Genomic DNA, 17,045 nt, shown 5'->3' with positions numbered 1-17,045 from the left:
TCGGTGCCGACCCGTAGGGTGGTCGGGCTATGACAGAGCCCTCACTCCCCGAACTCCTGCATGCCGCCGTCACAGCCGTCGGCGGTACGGAGCGCCCTGGCCAGGTGACCATGGCCGAATCCGTCGCGCAGGCCATCGACGACGGTTCCCATCTGCTGGTCCAGGCCGGCACCGGCACCGGTAAATCGCTCGGCTACCTCGTTCCCGCGCTGGCGCACGGGGAGCGGGTCGTCGTGGCGACCGCCACCCTGGCGCTCCAGCGGCAGCTCGTGGAGCGGGACCTGCCGCGCACGGTGGACGCCCTGCATCCGCTGCTGCGCCGACGCCCCGAGTTCGCGATGCTCAAGGGCCGGTCGAACTACCTGTGCCTGCACCGCCTGCACGAGGGGGCCCCGCAGGACGAGGAGGAGGGACTCTTCGACCAGTTCGAGGCTGCCGCGCCCACCAGCAAGCTGGGGCAGGACCTGCTGCGCCTGCGGGAGTGGTCGGACGAGACCGAGACGGGGGACCGCGACAACCTCACCCCCGGTGTCTCGGACCGGGCCTGGTCGCAGATCTCCGTCTCTTCCAGGGAATGCCTCGGCGCCTCGAAGTGCGCCTACGGAGCGGAGTGTTTCGCCGAGGCCGCCCGGGAGCGCGCCAAGCTCGCCGATGTCGTCGTCACCAATCACGCGCTGCTGGCGATCGACGCCATCGAAGGCGCCCCCGTGCTCCCGCAGCACGAGGTGCTGATCGTCGACGAGGCCCACGAGCTGGTCTCCCGGGTCACCGGAGTCGCGACCGGCGAGCTCACCCCGGGCCAGGTCAACCGCGCCGTGCGCCGGGCGGCGAAGCTCGTCAACGAGAAAGCGGCCGACCAGCTCCAGACGGCCGCCGAGGGCTTCGAGCGGCTGATGGAGCTGGCCCTGCCCGGCCGCCTCGAAGAGGTCCCCGAGGACCTCGGGTACGCGCTGATGGCCCTGCGTGACGCCGCCCGCACGGTGATCTCGGGGATCGGGGCGACCCGCGACAAGTCCGTCACCGACGAGGACGCGGTCCGCAAGCAGGCACTGGCCTCCGTGGAGAGCGTCCACGACGTGGCGGAGCGCATCACGAACGGCTCGGAGTGGGACGTCGTCTGGTACGAGCGGCACGACCGCTTCGGGGCGTCCCTGCGGGTCGCGCCGATGTCCGTGGCGGGCCTGCTGCGCGAGAAGCTCTTCGCGGACCGCTCCGTAGTCCTGGCCTCGGCCACCCTGAAGCTCGGCGGCGACTTCAACGGCGTGGGCGCCTCGCTCGGCCTCTCCCCGGAAGGCATCGAGGGGGAGGACATCCCGGTCTGGAAGGGCCTCGACGTCGGCTCGCCCTTCGACTACGGCAGACAGGGCATCCTGTACGTCGCGAAACACCTGGCCAGACCCGCCCGGGACAGCGACCGCGGGGACATGCTCGACGAACTCACCGAGCTGATCCAGGCGGCCGGCGGTCGTACGCTCGGCCTGTTCTCCTCGATGCGGGCCGCTCAGCTCGCCGCGGAGGAACTGCGCACCCGCGTCCCGGAGTTCCCCATCCTGCTCCAGGGCGAGGAGACCCTCGGCGAGCTGATCAAGAACTTCGCCGCGGACCCGAAGACCTGTCTGTTCGGCACGCTCTCGCTCTGGCAGGGCGTGGACGTCCCGGGCGCCAGCTGCCAGCTGGTCGTCATGGACAAGATCCCCTTCCCGCGCCCCGACGACCCGCTGATGAGCGCTCGCCAGAAAGCGGTCGAGGAGGCCGGGGGCAACGGCTTCATGGCCGTCGCGGCCACGCACGCGGCCCTGCTCATGGCGCAGGGCGCCGGCCGTCTCGTACGGGCGACGGAGGACCGGGGTGTGGTCGCCGTGCTGGACCAGCGGCTCGCCACCGCGCGGTACGGCAACTATCTCAAGGCGTCCCTGCCGGACTTCTGGTACACGACGGACCGCAATCAGGTGCGGCGGTCGCTGGCCGCCATCGACGAGAAGGCCCGCAAGGCCGAGGAAGCCGCGGGGGCCGAGGAGGCCTGAACGGCCTCAGGGGCTGCTCCCCGGTGAAAGCCGGGGGAGCAGCCCCTGAGACGTGCGCAGCGGACGGACAGAACAGCGCCCAGCGCCGCGTGTGGACAGTGCAGGGCCCCGGAACCGGCGCAGGGGTCCCGGGGCCCGGTCAGGGGTGGATCCTCAGATCCGCCGGAGCACCGCCACGACCTTCCCGAGGATGGTCGCCTCGTCGCCCGGGATGGGCTGGTAGGCCGAGTTGTGCGGCAGGAGCCACACGTGGCCGTCCTCGCGCTTGAAGCGCTTGACCGTCGCCTCGCCGTCCAGCATGGCCGCCACGATGTCGCCGTTCTCCGCGACCGGCTGGCGGCGGACGGTCACCCAGTCGCCGTCGCAGATCGCGGCTTCGATCATCGAGTCGCCGACGACCTTCAGCACGAACAGCTCGCCGTCGCCGACCAGCTGCCGGGGCAGCGGGAAGACGTCCTCGACCGACTCCTCGGCGAGGATCGGACCGCCTGCGGCGATCCGGCCGACCAGTGGGACGTACGACGCCGCCGGCTTGCCGGCCGTGTCGGTGGGCTGCGCGGTGGACTGGTCGGATCCGCGGACCTCGTAGGCCCTGGGGCGGTGCGGATCGCGGCGCAGGAAGCCCTTGCGCTCCAGTGCCATCAGCTGATGGGCGACCGAGGAGGTGCTGGAGAGGCCGACGGCCTGCCCGATCTCCCTCATGGACGGCGGGTACCCCCGCCGCTGGACGGAGTCCCTGATGACCTCGATGACCCGGCGTTGCCGGTCGGTGAGTCCGGAGCTGTCCGCCCGGATGCCTGGAGGTCGGCCCGGCAGGGAGCGTGCGGGCTTGGGCCCCTCCTGGTTCGCGGTTTCATTCATGGCTTGCACCGGCTCAAATCGGCCCTGGGAGCGGTCCTGGGCAGTGATGGTGGCACTGTCTGCGGTGGTGGTCACGTCGGCCCCTCTCGTTCGTCTCCCTGCTGGACAACGGTAGTTGCTTTCGAAAGGTTGCGCCAAACACACGTTCGAGTGAAAAAACGCGAATGGCCTTACGTGATCACGCGTCTGGGTGTATGGCTACCGCTGCACGGGGCGGGCGAAGTGCTCAGGGCCGCTTTTGTTCGTACGCTTCGCCGCCGATGCCGTGGCCTTGTGGGTCGGAGCGGGGCGAGGGCCAGTCTGCCATCAGGTGCCCCGTGGATCGGGAACCGGCCCCCGTTCCGCTGCCGCACACCGTATCCCCGTACGCTCCTCGCCGGAATGGACACGCGGCACATGCCAATACGGGTGCGACACGCGCGTAGAGCGTGAAATTCGGGTCAGGCCCTACATATAGTGGTCCGAGTTCCACAGCAGCCCAGAAGTTGTGGTCCCCCGGTCTTCCGGGTCCTCGGTCATCGCCTATGCTGGGGCCTGCTTCGAGGGGCCCAGGAGGCCTGTCGAGGCTATCGAGTCGTGCTGTGCAAGGAGGGTTGGAGCCAATGCACTGCCCCTTCTGCAGGCACCCCGACAGCCGCGTCGTCGACAGTCGTACGACGGATGACGGCACGTCGATCCGCAGGCGCCGCCAGTGTCCCGACTGCTCCCGTCGGTTCACGACCGTGGAGACGTGCTCCCTCATGGTGGTGAAGCGGTCCGGAGTCACCGAGCCCTTCAGCCGTACGAAGGTCATCAACGGCGTGCGCAAGGCGTGCCAGGGGCGGCCCGTCACGGAGGACGCACTCGCTCAGCTCGGCCAGCGGGTCGAGGAGGCGGTGCGGGCCACCGGGAGTGCCGAACTGACCACCCACGACGTGGGACTGGCCATACTCGGCCCGTTGCAGGAGCTCGACCTCGTCGCCTACCTGCGGTTCGCGTCCGTCTACCGGGCGTTCGACTCGCTGGAGGACTTCGAGGCCGCCATCACGGAGCTCAGGGAAGAGACGCAGGGCCCCGCCACGGCCGACGAAGACGTGTGCGAGGGGTGCAAGGGAAGCGACCGCGGGTCCGGAGAGACTGTCGAAGTCCCCGTTCCCGCCAGCGCCGCCGACTGACGAGAAGGGCCGGCAGCGGCCCTGCCGATCGGCGACCACAGACCTGTTGCGAGCGTACGCGTACGCGGTGCTCGCGACACCAGAAAACATACCGTGCCCCGGGAAGAACGAGGCACTTCAGGGCGTTTTAGCCTGATACAGGGAGGCGGCATGACAGAGACGGCGAGCGGTCCGGCACGAGGTTCCCGCGCGAAGGGCACCAAGGCCACCAAGGGACTGCGTATCGAGCGCATCCACACCACTCCGGGCGTGCACCCGTACGACGAGGTGGCCTGGGAGCGCCGTGACGTCGTCATGACCAATTGGCGCGACGGCTCGGTCAACTTCGAGCAGCGTGGCGTCGAGTTCCCCGACTTCTGGTCGTTGAACGCGGTCAACATCGTCACCAGCAAGTACTTCCGGGGCGCCGTGGGCACCCCGCAGCGCGAGGTGAGCCTCAAGCAGCTCATCGACCGCATCGTGAAGACGTATCGGAAGGCCGGAGAGGACCACAAGTACTTCTCCTCGCCCGCCGACGCCGAGATCTTCGAGCACGAGCTGGCGTACGCCCTCCTGCACCAGATCTTCAGCTTCAACTCGCCGGTGTGGTTCAACGTCGGCACGCCCCAGCCGCAGCAGGTCTCCGCCTGCTTCATCCTTGCCGTCGACGACTCCATGGAGTCGATCCTCGACTGGTACAAGGAAGAGGGCATGATCTTCAAGGGCGGTTCGGGCGCCGGCCTGAACCTCTCCCGGATCCGCTCCTCCAAGGAGCTGCTCTCCTCGGGCGGCAACGCCTCGGGTCCCGTCTCCTTCATGCGCGGTGCCGACGCCTCCGCAGGAACGATCAAGTCGGGCGGCGCCACGCGCCGTGCCGCCAAGATGGTCATCCTCGACGTCGACCACCCCGACATCGAGGACTTCATCCAGACCAAGGTCAAGGAAGAGGAGAAGATCCGCGCCCTGCGCGACGCGGGCTTCGACATGGACCTGGGCGGCGACGACATCACGTCCGTCCAGTACCAGAACGCCAACAACTCGGTCCGCGTGAACGACACGTTCATGAACGCCGTCGAGAACGGCGAGAAGTTCGGGCTGACGTCCCGCATGACCGGTGAGGTCATCGAGGAGGTCGACGCCAAGGAGCTCTTCCGCAAGATGGCGGAGGCCGCCTGGGCGTGCGCCGACCCGGGCATCCAGTACGACGACACGATCAACCGCTGGCACACGTGCCCGGAGTCCGGCCGTATCAACGGCTCGAACCCGTGCAGCGAGTACATGCACCTGGACAACACGTCCTGCAACCTCGCCTCGCTGAACCTCATGAAGTTCCTCAAGGACGACAACAAGGGCCGCCAGTCCTTCGACGTCGAGCGCTTCTCGCAGGTCGTCGAGCTCGTCATCACGGCGATGGACATCTCGATCTGCTTCGCGGACTTCCCGACGCAGAAGATCGGCGACAACACCCGCGCCTTCCGCCAGTTGGGCATCGGCTACGCCAACCTCGGCGCCCTCCTGATGGCGACCGGCCACGCGTACGACTCCGACGGCGGCCGTTCGCTCGCCGGCGCGATCACCTCGCTGATGACCGGCACCTCGTACAAGCGGTCCGCGGAGCTCGCCGCGGTCGTCGGCCCGTACGACGGCTACGCCCGCAACGCGCAGCCGCACCAGCGCGTCATGAAGCAGCACTCCGACGCCAACGCCGTGGCCCCCCGCGTGGACGACCTGGACACGCCGATCTGGGCCGCCGCGACGGAGTCCTGGCAGGATGTGCTGCGGCTCGGCGAGAAGAACGGCTTCCGCAACGCGCAGGCCTCGGTCATCGCCCCGACCGGCACCATCGGTCTCGCGATGTCCTGCGACACCACCGGCCTCGAGCCCGACCTCGCGCTGGTCAAGTTCAAGAAGCTGGTCGGCGGCGGCTCGATGCAGATCGTCAACGGCACCGTCCCGCAGGCCCTGCGTCGCTTGGGCTACCAGGAGGAGCAGATCGAGGCGGTCGTCGCCCACATCGCCGAGAACGGCAACGTGATCGACGCTCCGGGGCTGAAGACCGAGCACTACGAGGTCTTCGACTGCGCCATGGGCGAGCGTTCCATCTCCGCGATGGGCCACGTCCGCATGATGGCCGCGATCCAGCCGTGGATCTCCGGCGCGCTCTCCAAGACGGTCAACCTGCCGGAGACGGCGACCGTCGAGGACGTCGAAGAGGTCTACTTCGAGGCGTGGAAGCTGGGCGTCAAGGCGCTCGCGATCTACCGCGACAACTGCAAGGTCGGCCAGCCCCTCTCCGCGAAGACCAAGGAGAAGGAGAAGGTCGAGGTCACGGCCAAGGCCGAGGAGACCATCCGTACCGCGGTCGAGAAGGTCGTCGAGTACCGCCCGGTCCGCAAGCGCCTCCCCAAGGGCCGTCCCGGCATCACCACGTCCTTCACGGTCGGCGGCGCCGAGGGTTACATGACCGCCAACTCCTACCCGGACGACGGTCTCGGCGAGGTCTTCCTGAAGATGTCGAAGCAGGGCTCCACCCTCGCGGGCATGATGGACGCCTTCTCGATCGCCGTCTCCGTGGGCCTTCAGTACGGCGTGCCCCTGGAGACGTACGTCTCGAAGTTCACCAACATGCGCTTCGAGCCGGCCGGTATGACGGACGACCCGGACGTGCGGATGGCGCAGTCGATCGTCGACTACATCTTCCGCCGCCTGGCGCTCGACTTCCTGCCCTTCGAGACGCGCTCCGCCCTCGGCATCCACTCGGCCGACGAGCGGCAGCGTCACCTGGAGACCGGCTCGTACGAGCCGAGCGAGGACGAGGTCGACGTCGAAGGGCTGGCCCAGTCCGCGCCCCGCGCGCAGGAGCTGAAGGCCGTCGTCACCCCGAAGGCCGAGGTCGAAGCGGTCAAGCCCGCTCCGCAGCAGGCCCACACCAGTGCCGAACTGGTGGAGATGCAGCTGGGCATCCAGGCGGACGCCCCCCTGTGCTTCTCCTGCGGTACGAAGATGCAGCGGGCCGGATCCTGCTACATCTGCGAGGGCTGCGGTTCGACCAGCGGTTGCAGCTGACACCGAGCGCCTTCAGGGTGTGAAGTAGATGGTCAGGGCGGTGGAGCCGGTCTCGCGGCTCCACCGCCTTCGACGAGCGTGATGCCTGGCTGTTGTGTTTGATGCAACGCGCGGCCGGGTCGAGGGCTTGTCGCGGCGATTGCTCTCGTGGCATGCTCCGGGCCATGATCAAGAGAATCGAGTCCTCCGTCCGCCGATGAGCGGGACGACCGGGACAGGACTGCCCGGATCACCGACAACGCTGTTCGACCACGCGCTGCGGCTGCATCAACTGGTTCCGGATGAGCCGCTTCCGCGCGACGGGTACCCCTTTCCCGACGACGCGTTGCACCGTCGTCGAGGCCCGAAGGCACCTAGAGACCGGCACTTGGCCGGCAAGGATATTGCGCTCATTCTGGACACGCATTTCGCGAGTGCCTCTGCTCTGCCCAGCGAACTGGCCGACGTCTTCCACGACGTCTACATTCCGATTCACCACAACGAGCACATCGCCGCCGCGGCTGCGCGGGTGGACACGGAACGCGCTCGTCAAACGGGCCGCTGGCTGGTCCGCTATGGCACCGATCGCTGCTCAGTCACTGTCGGGCTTGCCCTGCTCGCCGTTGTGGGAACAGCTGACGACATTCCACTGATTCAGACGATCGGGCTGCTCTCCGACCGCTTCGGGCCGCTGGCGGCGCACGCCTTCGAGCGGCAGAAAGGAGGAGTCGAAGCCCTGCTCTGGCTCGCTGAGCGAGTCACCGGCTGGGGACGTGTCTATGCCGTTGAGGCTCTCTGCAGACTCGACGACCCAGCTGCCCGACGATGGCTGCTGCGCAGGGCCTGTGACGGCGACTTCCTCAACGGATACTTCGCCGGCAAGGTCGCCACAGTCGCCAGACTCCATGAGGCGCTTGCAGAGCTCGACACTGACAGCGAGATGGTCGACCACATCGGTCGGCTACTCCATCTCATGAGCGACTGCGGGGGGATGGGACTCACCCTCGCTCACTACCCCCATTCGAGAGTGGTCCTGGAAGCTCATGCTCGCCATGTGGGTTTGCTCAGCCCGACCATGGAGCGCTACTTCACGATCGCGGTGCTCACTCAGCACCTGACTACGGAGCCTTACGAGGCTGCGGGGTGCACCGCGGCACAACAGGAAGCGCTCCGTGCGACCTACCTCGAGGTGCTCGACCGCGAGGAGTGGACCCAGGCCGCACGTGCCGGGATCGCCGCGGATGACAACCGGATGCGGTGGCTCGCCGACCACAGGGCGTCACAGCTGAGGCTGCGCGCGTTCCCCGATCGAGAGCCAGATGCCGAGGAATAGCGCACGTCAGGAATAAGTGCTCTCCGCCAGTATCACCGGCGGACCCACACGCCGGAGGGGCGGCACAGCCACAAGCTGTGCCGCCCCTCCGGCGTGTGCGCGTACTTTCGGCGCGGGCGCGCGGGCCGCGCAGGTCAGGCCGCCTCAGCGTTGCCCATGATCCGCGCGAAGGTCGCCGGGTCGGCGTCGAAGCCGCGGACGGCCGGACGGAAGGTCCACTCTCCGGAGCCGTCGCGCACGAACTCCGCGACCGTCGTGGCCGTGGCCCCGAGGACGCCGCCGAAATCGTCCTCGGACAGGACGGTGTAGCCCTCACGGATCCGCAGGGCCGGGTTGTTGACCCCGACGAACGTGCGCCGTCCGGTGCGCTGCTGTATGGCGACACCGACCATCACGCGCGCGTAGCGCTTGTTGAGGCGGCTCAGCTCCAGGGTCATCACCTCGTCCCAGCCGAAGCCCTTGCCGTCCTTGCTGTCCCGGTTGAGGTAGATGGTGCCGTCCGGGGAACGGCTGCCGAAGTGCACTACGTAGTCGGGGTTCTCGTGGTTGTCGGTCGCGAGATAGGTGGCGGCGACGATGTCGAGATCGATGGCCGGTTCGCCGGTGGGACTGGGATCCCACTTCACCGAGACCTCGACCTTGCTGATGCCCTTGTTGAGGCCGTTCACCGCACATCCCTCCTGGTGCCCCTGCGTCGGCCGCCTCAACTGCCGGGCAGATGAGGCGTGTTGTCCATCGTGCCACGCGCACGGGGGCGCTCGTGCGGATGCAGTGCGCCCGAGCGTGACCGACGCCACGTTCCTGGGCCTTACGATGGCGCGGTGCTGGTCAAGTGGATTCGCTGCACCGTGGTGGACCGCCGCGGTTTCGAACGGGGACAGCGAAAATGGGCGGGACTTCTGGGGGAGCCGGGATTCCGGGGGCAGGGCGGGGGCTGGAGCCGGGGAAGGCCCGGAGTGGCCCACATCTTCGCCTTCTGGGAGAGCCGTGCCTTCTACGACTCCTTCATGGCGCGATCCCATGACCGGCTGGCCGCCTCCCAGTCGGGCACCTTCAAGGATCAGCACGCCACACTCTTCGACCACCGCTTCGACGTGAAGACCGGTTTCGAACCACGCTTCACGGAGGCCGATCTCGTGCGGGTGGCGCACTGTCGCGTGCACGAGGAGCGCGCCGAGCACTTCGCGCTGATGCAGGAGAAGGTCTGGAACCCGGCGATGGCCGGCTCGCCCGGCATGGTGCGGGGCCTCTTCGGCGAGGCACCCGGCCATGAGTTCATGGTCCTGTCGATGTGGCAGTCGGCCGCCGAGCACGGCAAATACCGTGCCGAGCGCGTGGAGCGGCTCGCGCTGCGGGCCCAGATAGAGGCGGACGTCATAGCGCTCACGGGGGACATCGTCCAGCTGGAGCCGACCTGGACGGTCTGACTCCAGCTGGAGCCGACCCGGACGGTCTGACGGCTTCCGGCCGCGTTCGACGGCGTTCTCCGGCGTCGGACGGCGTCGGGCGGCGTCCGACGAGGCCGCGTTTCGTGTGACCTGTGACGTATGGAGCCCGTACGAGTGCTCGATCGGGGGTGACCCGATCTAGGGTTCCGGTATGGCACGTCCACGGCGCATCGTTCTTGTCCGGCACGGCGAGTCGGTGGGCAATGCCGATGACTCCGTCTACGAGCGTGAACCCGACCACGCTCTGGCACTCACCGAGAAGGGGTGGCGACAGGCGGAGGAGACGGGAAAGCGGCTCAGAGAGGTCTTCGGCAGCGAGCAGGTAAGCGTTTACGTCTCCCCGTACCGCCGCACGCACGAGACCTTCCGGTCCTTCCACCTCGACCCTGCCCAGGTGCGGGTCCGCGAGGAGCCCCGGCTGCGCGAGCAGGACTGGGGGAACTGGCAGGACCGGGACGACGTACGTCTCCAGAAGGCCTACCGCGACGCGTACGGGCACTTCTTCTACCGCTTCGCACAGGGCGAGTCCGGCGCCGATGTGTACGACCGGGTGGGCAACTTCCTGGAGAGCCTGTTCCGGAGCTTCGAGGCACCCGATCACCCGCCCAACGTGCTTCTGGTGACCCACGGCCTGGCCATGCGGCTGTTCTGCATGCGCTGGTTCCACTGGACGGTCGCCGAATTCGAATCGCTGTCGAACCCGGGGAACGCGGAGATGCGGATGCTCGTCCTCGGGGAGGACGACAAGTACACGATCGACCGCCCCTTCGAGCGCTGGCGTGATCCGGAGTCGTACGGAGCCACCGGTTAGAGTGGCAGAGCGATGACCGCTGACTCCTCTCCCGCCGGGCGCCTCGACCGCGCCCTGGCCAGCCTGCGTGGACTCGCGGTCGGGGACGCACTTGGCTCACAGTTCTTCGTGCCCGTGAACTACCCGCTGCTCCAGGACCGCGCACTGCCGCCCGGACCCTGGAAGTGGACCGACGACACGGAAATGGCCGCCTCCGTAGTGGCCACTTTGACCGCCCACCACCGTATCGACCAGGACGCACTGGCCCGCTCCTTCGCCGAGCGCCACGACGCCGACCGGGACTACGGACCCGCGGTGGACCGGCTGCTGCGGCAGATCCGGGCGGGCGGCGACTGGCGCGAACTGGCGTCGGCCCTCTTCAAGGGGCAGGGCTCCTGGGGCAACGGCGCGGCGATGCGGATCGCCCCTCTGGGCGCCTGGTACGCGGACGACCCCGAGCAGGCCACGCACCAGGCCGAGATCTCGGCGTACACCACCCACCAGCACCGCGAAGCGGTGGTCGGCGCCATGGCCGTGGCGGCCGCCGCCGCGCTGGCCGCGGCGCCGGGAGGGCCGCCCGGACCGGACGCGCTGCTTGACGGCGTGATCGCTCTCGTGCCGCGCAGCGCCGTGGGCGCGGGTCTGCGGCGCGCCCGGGACATGCTCGACTACGGGGACGCGACCACCGTGGCGGCCGTTCTGGGCTGCGGGCGGCGCACGACCGCGCACGACACGGTGCCGTTCGCACTCTGGTCGGCGGCGCGCGCTCTCGGCGACTACGAAGAGGGCTTCTGGGCGACCGCGCAGGTGGGCGGCGACATGGACACGACCTGCGCCATCGTCGGAGGTGTCGTGGCGGCGGGGAAGGCCGGGGCGCCGCCCGCGGAGTGGGTGCAGCGTACGGAGCCCCTGCCGGACTGGGCGGCACCGGCGGCCGCTCTCTGACGCTCGGGGCCGAGGGGCACGCGCGCGTGCCCCTTTTCCGCCCGCCCCACGTGTCGAGCCCTGTCACAGCCCTGCCACAGAGAAGCCGCGGTCCGCTGTGCCGACAGCCCCGCGGTTACCCTTGCCGCCACGCCGCTCGTTGATCATCACGGGCCGGCGCCGACGAGAAACCGGTTCCTGAGCTCCCGCCGCGGCTGTGCGCCGCGTGCTGCCCGGACCGGTCGGGGAGGGGGTCCTGTGTCCGACAAACCGTCCGAGGCCGAGCCGCGAGGGTCGGAAACGGGGGAGCCGGAGGAGGTCGGGGAGCCCTCGGAGGCCGGGGAGCCCGCGGGGTCCTCCGGTGTTGACGCCGAGGAGCCGAAGGACGCCGTTCCCGCGGCTCGCTCAGGTGGCGGGGCTGCGGGCGCGGGCGCGGGTACGGGTACGGGCGCACGTGCGGTCGCGCGTTCGGGCGAGACTGAGGGCGAAGGCAAGGGCTCGGGCGGGGGCCCGGTCGCAGACGGATTCGGCGATGGCGGTTCTTCCGAGGGCGAAGGCTGGGACGGCCCCGCCGTGGAGTCCTGGTTCGCGGACATCCAGGCAGGGACTCCGGCGCCCGTCCGCACCGCGACTCTCTGGGCCGCCCTGGCGACCGGTCTGCTCAGCATGCTTCTGCTCGGCGAGGGCCTGGCGCTCAATCTCCTGCTGGTGGCGATCCCGGTCACGCTCGGCGCGTACTTCGCGGCCGGGTCGGCGGGCCGACGGCCACGTCCCTGGACGCTGGTGTGGGGCGTCGGCGGACTGGCCCTGTTGATCGTTCCGGCACTGCGTGACGCCGACTGGCCGTCGTTCCTCGCCGTCGTGGCCGCTCTGGCGGTGGGCTCGCTCGCCCTGCACGGCGGCCGTACCTGGCCCGGGATGCTGTTCGGCCCGATCGGCCTCTACACCTCGCTGGTCACCGGTCCGGGCTGGGGCTGGCGCGGACTGCGTGAGCGGACCGGCGGCGCGCGCGGCAACGTGGGCCCCGTGCTGCGCGCGATCGTTGTGGCCGCTGTACTGCTGGTGGTCTTCGGCGCCCTCTTCGCCGGCGCCGACGCGGCGTTCGCGGACCTCCTGGAGAGCCTCGTGCCGGACGCCTCGGTCTCCGGTGGCCCCTGGCACGGCGTCCTCTTCGTGATCGGCGTGGTCGGCGCTCTCGCGGCGGCGTACACGGCCGCGGCGCCCGTTCAGTGGGACCGCGTCGAGGTGCCCCCGGGCCGCGCCCGCGGCCGCGTCGAGTGGGCACTGCCCCTGGTCGTGCTCGCCGCGCTCTTCGCCGTTTTCAACGCGGTCCAGCTGGTCGTCCTGCTCGGCGGATACGACGCCGTACTGGAGAAGACCGGCCAGACGTACTCCGCGTACGCGCGCCAGGGCTTCTGGCAGTTGCTCCTGGTCACGCTCCTCACCCTGCTCGTCATCGTCTTCGCCCTGCGCTGGGCCCCACGGGACGGATCGCGCGACCGGACGCTCGTACGCGCCGTCCTCGGCACCCTCTGCGCCCTCGCCCTCGTGGTCGTGGCCTCGGCGGTACGGCGTATGGACATGTACGTGGAGGCCTACGGGCTCACCCGGCTGCGGATCTCCGTGGTGACCGTCGAGCTCTGGCTCGGCCTGGTCATCGTGCTCATCATGGCGGCCGGCGTCCTGGGAGCCCGCTGGCTGCCGCGCGTGGTGCTGGCGAGCGCCGCCGCGACAGTGCTCGTTTTCGGGATCGTGTCGCCCGACGGGCTGATCGCCGAGCGCAACGTCCAGCGGTACGAGGAGACGGGCACGTTCGACCTCGACTACGCGCGCGGATTGTCCGCCGACGCCGTGCCCGCTCTGGACACACTTGACGAGCCGCTTCGGTCCTGTGCCCTGAAACACGTGGCGGAGGACCTGGAGGGGAGCGCCGGGCCCTGGTACGCCACGAGTTGGGGCGAGGCCCGCGCCCGGAACATCCTCGACGAGCGAAAGCTGTCCCCCGAGGCCGACTGGCGTGTGTGCGGCCGACTGGAACAGGACCTGGCGCCGCTGAGTCGGGGCGACGAGAGCGCGTACCGCTGAGCCATACGTACTGTGCGGGCCGGGCCGCCGTATCCGGATACGGCGGCCCGGCCCGCACAGTCGCGTGGGTGACGGTGGAGGTCAGCCCGCGGCGGGACCCGCCGTGCCCGACAGCGCCTCCAGGTCGCTCTTGCGGACCCGGATCACCAGGGTGGCGATGATCAGGGCCAGCACGGCCATCGCGACGGCCGGGATGAAGGCCGTGGAGATGCCCTGGGAGAGCACTTCGTTGCTCCAGGGAGCGGGCAGTTGGTGCGTCTTGGCGAACTCCGCCTTCTGCTCGGCCGAGGCGTTGGCCATGAAGTCCGCGACCTGCTTCTCCGCCTCGTCACGGCTCGCCGTACCGAAGACCGTGGTGAGGATGGAGAGGCCGAGCGAACCGCCCACCTGCTGTGTGGCGTTGAGCAGACCCGATGCCGCGCCCGCCTCGTGCGCGGCGACCCCGGAGACCGCGGTCAGGGTCAGCGTCACGAAGTTCAGCCCCATGCCGAAGCCGAACAGCAGCATCGGACCGAGCACACCGCCCAGATACGAACTTCCCGGGTCGATGAACGTCAGCCAGCCGAGCCCGAGCGCCACCAGGGACGAGCCCACCACCATGAACGGTTTCGGGCCGAGCACCGGCAGGAACTGCTGTGACAGACCCGCACCGGCGACGATCGCGACCGTCACGGGGAGGAAGGCCAGGCCTGCCTCGATCGGCGTGTACTGGAGCACGTTCTGCACGAAGAGAACGATGAAGAAGAACATGCCGAACATCGCCGCGGCCAGGCTCAGCATGATCACGTACGTGCCCGAGCGGTTGCGGTCGGCGAACATCCGCAGCGGCGTGATCGGTTCCTTGGCCCGGGACTCGACCAGGGCGAAGGCCACCAGGAGGATGATCGCGGTGCCGAAGGACCCGATGGTGAGGCTGTCCCGCCAGCCCTCCTCCGCGGCCCGGATGAAGCCGTAGACGAGCGAGGCCATGCCCAGCGTCGAGGTCAGCGCGCCCGCGATGTCGAAGCGCCCCGGATGCCGCTCGGACTCGCTGATGTAGATCGGTGTGACCACGGCGATCAGTACACCGATGGGTACGTTGACGAAGAGCACCCAGCGCCAGTCGAGCCACTCGGTGAGCATGCCGCCGGCCAGCAGACCGATCGCGCCGCCACCGGCCGAGACCGCGGCGAAGACCCCGAACGCCCTGTTGCGCTCGGGCCCTTCGGGGAACGTCGTGGTGATCAACGCCAACGACGTGGGGGAGGCGATCGCGCCGCCCACCCCTTGGAGGGCGCGTGCCGCCAGCAGTTGCCAGGGCTCCTGGGCGAGTCCGCCGAGCAGCGAGGCGACCGTGAAGAGCAGGATGCCGGACATGAAGACCCGGCGCCGGCCGAGGATGTCACCGGCCCGGCCGCCGAGCAGCAGCAGACCGCCGAATGTGAGTGTGTAGGCGCTGACCACCCAGGTGAGATCCGTGGTGGAGAACTTGAGAGCGCCTTGAATGTGCGGGAGCGCGATGTTCACAATCGTCGCGTCGAGTACCACCATGAGTTGGCAGGCCGCGATGACCGTGAGTGCGATGCCGGGATGCCCTTCCCGGCGGGCCGCTCCCGGCTTCTGATCCTGAATCAACGGAGAGGTTGTCACTATTGAGTCCCCCACGAGTGCGTTAGTGAACGCTCGCGTTCACTGTCGCGTCAAAAGGTAGTGAGTCCCCGACAGTGAACGCAAGCGTTCACTGAAGTCGCTTCCGGTTGGCGTCACTTGACCGCTCACGGATCCCCAGTCCGTATGGCGCGTGCATACGCAGTACGTACTGCGTGCGTACGAACGTGCGCGCCCCTCGCCCGCTCACATGGAGACAGGCTCATGGTTACTTCGAGTTGGACGGCCGCCCCCGCTCAGGCGGCTTCCCCGCGCAGACGCGGTGCCGTACTCGAACGTGCGATCCTCGATGCCGCACTGGAGCAGCTCAGCACGGTCGGCTGGAACGGCCTCACGATGGAGGGTGTCGCGGCAGGCGCCCAGACGGGGAAGGCCGCGGTCTACCGCCGCTGGCCGTCGAAGGAGGATCTCGTCGCGGACGCGCTCCGGGCCGGGCTTCCGTCGCTCGTGGACGTGCCCGATCTGGGAGGCGTGCGGGACGACCTGCTGGAACTGTGCCGACGAGCGCGCGCGGCGATGTTCTCCCGCCCCGGATTCGCGTTGCGCTCGGTGATTCACGAATGCGACTCGTCCCAGGCTCAGCGTTTCCACGAAGTGATCATCGCGGGGGTCGTGGAGCCGACCATACGGCTGCTCGGCGAGGTGATAGACCGTGGAATCCGGCGGGGAGAGGTGCGGCCGGACGCGGCGAACTCCTATGTCCTCGACGCCATTCCGGCCATGATGATGTACCGCTCGAAGGTGTGCGCGAGCGAATGGAGCGAGCGGGACATCGAGGAGATGATCGACCAGCTCATGGTCCCGCTGCTGCGACCGGAAGGCGTCTGAGCGGCCTCCGGCTCCGTCCCCGGCCGGCTCTCGGGGTTCGGCCCCGACGGGCCCTGGGGTTCGGCCCCGACCGGCCCTCGGAGTGACTCCGGGCGGCCTTCGGGCGGCCTTCGGGACGGCCCGGTCGGAGGTGCTCGGGGCGCTCGGGGGAACCGGGTGTCGAGCGGGGTCGCGGGCGGCGTAGGCTGAGCTGGTCATGCCGTACGAACCACCGACCCACACCGTCGAGCGCTCCCTGCGCGCCACGACCGGAGCGAAGGTCATTGCCGGTGTCGACGAGGTGGGGCGCGGCGCATGGGCCGGCCCGGTCACCGTCTGCGCGGCGGTCACGGGCCTGCGTCGCCCGCCCGAAGGCCTCACCGACTCCAAGCTCCTCACCGTCAAGAGGCGCACCGCACTCGCCGAGATACTGGCGCAGTGGGTGACGTCGTACGCCCTTGGGCATGCTTCTCCGGAGGAGATCGACCAGCTGGGGATGACGGCCGCGCAGCGGCTGGCCGCCTGCCGCGCCCTCGAAGCGCTGCCGGTGCGTCCCGACGCGGTCATCCTCGACGGGAAGCACGACTATCTCGGCACTCCGTGGCACGTCCGTACGGTGATCAAGGGCGACCAGTCCTGCGTCTCCGTCGCGGCGGCCTCGGTGATCGCGAAGGTTCAGCGCGACAAAATGATGGCCGAACTGGGTGTCGACCATGCAGACTTCGGTTTTGCGGCCAACGCCGGGTATCCGTCACCGGTGCACAGGGCCGCACTGGAGATGCGGGGCCCCACCCCGTACCACCGGCTGTCGTGGGCGTATCTTGATGCGCTGCCCCAGTGGCGGCACCTCAAGAAGGTCCGCAGTTGGGCGGACGGAAGTGTTCCGGAGATCGAAGGGCAACTCGGCTTCGACTTCTGACCATCCCGTTCGCACTCATGTGCCACCCG

The 17,045-nt window shown here is 69.1% G+C and carries 13 protein-coding genes; 10 read left to right on the top strand and 3 right to left on the bottom strand.

What is annotated here, in order from left to right:
- The first annotated feature begins 29 nt into the window (after window positions 1-29).
- The gene (locus OHS59_RS12970) at window positions 30-2,024 is read left to right on the top strand and encodes an ATP-dependent DNA helicase (RefSeq protein ID WP_328493568.1); all 1,995 of its coding nucleotides are present in this window, start codon (window positions 30-32) and stop codon (window positions 2,022-2,024) included.
- Window positions 2,025-2,177: 153 nt separating this feature from the next.
- Here the strand turns inward: OHS59_RS12970 and lexA are convergent, their stop codons facing one another.
- A complete protein-coding gene (lexA, locus tag OHS59_RS12965; RefSeq protein ID WP_189774560.1) occupies window positions 2,178-2,960 on the bottom strand; it encodes a transcriptional repressor LexA in 783 nt (260 codons plus the stop codon).
- Window positions 2,961-3,487: 527 nt separating this feature from the next.
- On the opposite strand from lexA, the gene nrdR reads away from it, so the two are divergent.
- The 3 genes from nrdR (at window position 3,488) to OHS59_RS12950 (ending at window position 8,396) form a co-directional block, all read left to right on the top strand.
- On the top strand, window positions 3,488-4,039 hold the full coding sequence (gene nrdR, locus OHS59_RS12960) for a transcriptional regulator NrdR (RefSeq protein ID WP_328493567.1): 552 nt from the start codon (window positions 3,488-3,490) through the stop codon (window positions 4,037-4,039).
- Between the two features lie 150 nt (window positions 4,040-4,189).
- Entirely contained in the window at window positions 4,190-7,084 is a 2,895-nt protein-coding gene (locus tag OHS59_RS12955) for a vitamin B12-dependent ribonucleotide reductase (protein WP_328493566.1), read from the top strand.
- Between the two features lie 196 nt (window positions 7,085-7,280).
- Window positions 7,281-8,396 carry a hypothetical protein gene (locus OHS59_RS12950; protein WP_328493565.1) on the top strand — a complete coding sequence of 372 codons (1,116 nt, stop codon included), beginning with the start codon at window positions 7,281-7,283 and terminating at the stop codon, window positions 8,394-8,396.
- Between the two features lie 134 nt (window positions 8,397-8,530).
- Here OHS59_RS12950 and OHS59_RS12945 read toward each other — a convergent pair whose 3' ends face one another.
- Window positions 8,531-9,064 carry a TerD family protein gene (locus OHS59_RS12945; protein ID WP_328493564.1) on the bottom strand — a complete coding sequence of 178 codons (534 nt, stop codon included), beginning with the start codon at window positions 9,062-9,064 and terminating at the stop codon, window positions 8,531-8,533.
- Window positions 9,065-9,217: 153 nt separating this feature from the next.
- On the opposite strand from OHS59_RS12945, the gene OHS59_RS12940 reads away from it, so the two are divergent.
- The 4 genes from OHS59_RS12940 to OHS59_RS12925 all read left to right on the top strand — a co-directional run bounded on the left by OHS59_RS12940 (window position 9,218) and on the right by OHS59_RS12925 (window position 13,643).
- Window positions 9,218-9,823 (top strand): YdbC family protein, encoded by a 606-nt coding sequence (locus OHS59_RS12940; protein ID WP_328493563.1) that lies wholly within the window; start codon window positions 9,218-9,220, stop codon window positions 9,821-9,823.
- A gap of 172 nt (window positions 9,824-9,995) precedes the next feature.
- Complete coding sequence (locus OHS59_RS12935; protein WP_328493562.1) at window positions 9,996-10,655, top strand: histidine phosphatase family protein; 660 nt, start codon at window positions 9,996-9,998, stop codon at window positions 10,653-10,655.
- A gap of 12 nt (window positions 10,656-10,667) precedes the next feature.
- Window positions 10,668-11,579 carry an ADP-ribosylglycohydrolase family protein gene (locus tag OHS59_RS12930; RefSeq protein WP_328493561.1) on the top strand — a complete coding sequence of 304 codons (912 nt, stop codon included), beginning with the start codon at window positions 10,668-10,670 and terminating at the stop codon, window positions 11,577-11,579.
- 237 nt (window positions 11,580-11,816) lie between these two features.
- On the top strand, window positions 11,817-13,643 hold the full coding sequence (locus tag OHS59_RS12925) for a DUF4153 domain-containing protein (RefSeq protein ID WP_443061429.1): 1,827 nt from the start codon (window positions 11,817-11,819) through the stop codon (window positions 13,641-13,643).
- A gap of 81 nt (window positions 13,644-13,724) precedes the next feature.
- Here the strand turns inward: OHS59_RS12925 and OHS59_RS12920 are convergent, their stop codons facing one another.
- A complete protein-coding gene (locus tag OHS59_RS12920; protein ID WP_328493560.1) occupies window positions 13,725-15,272 on the bottom strand; it encodes an MFS transporter in 1,548 nt (515 codons plus the stop codon).
- A 222-nt stretch (window positions 15,273-15,494) separates the two neighbouring features.
- On the opposite strand from OHS59_RS12920, the gene OHS59_RS12915 reads away from it, so the two are divergent.
- Both OHS59_RS12915 and OHS59_RS12910 read left to right on the top strand, forming a co-directional pair.
- Window positions 15,495-16,118 (top strand): TetR/AcrR family transcriptional regulator, encoded by a 624-nt coding sequence (locus OHS59_RS12915; protein WP_328493559.1) that lies wholly within the window; start codon window positions 15,495-15,497, stop codon window positions 16,116-16,118.
- Between the two features lie 196 nt (window positions 16,119-16,314).
- Window positions 16,315-17,016 carry a ribonuclease HII gene (locus tag OHS59_RS12910; RefSeq protein ID WP_328493558.1) on the top strand — a complete coding sequence of 234 codons (702 nt, stop codon included), beginning with the start codon at window positions 16,315-16,317 and terminating at the stop codon, window positions 17,014-17,016.
- Window positions 17,017-17,045 lie beyond the last annotated feature (29 nt).

This window comes from Streptomyces sp. NBC_00414 (assembly GCF_036038375.1).
Classification (GTDB): domain Bacteria; phylum Actinomycetota; class Actinomycetes; order Streptomycetales; family Streptomycetaceae; genus Streptomyces.
The sequence above is the reverse complement of the archived record's forward strand: the minus strand, read 5'-3'. Positions and strand labels throughout refer to the sequence as shown.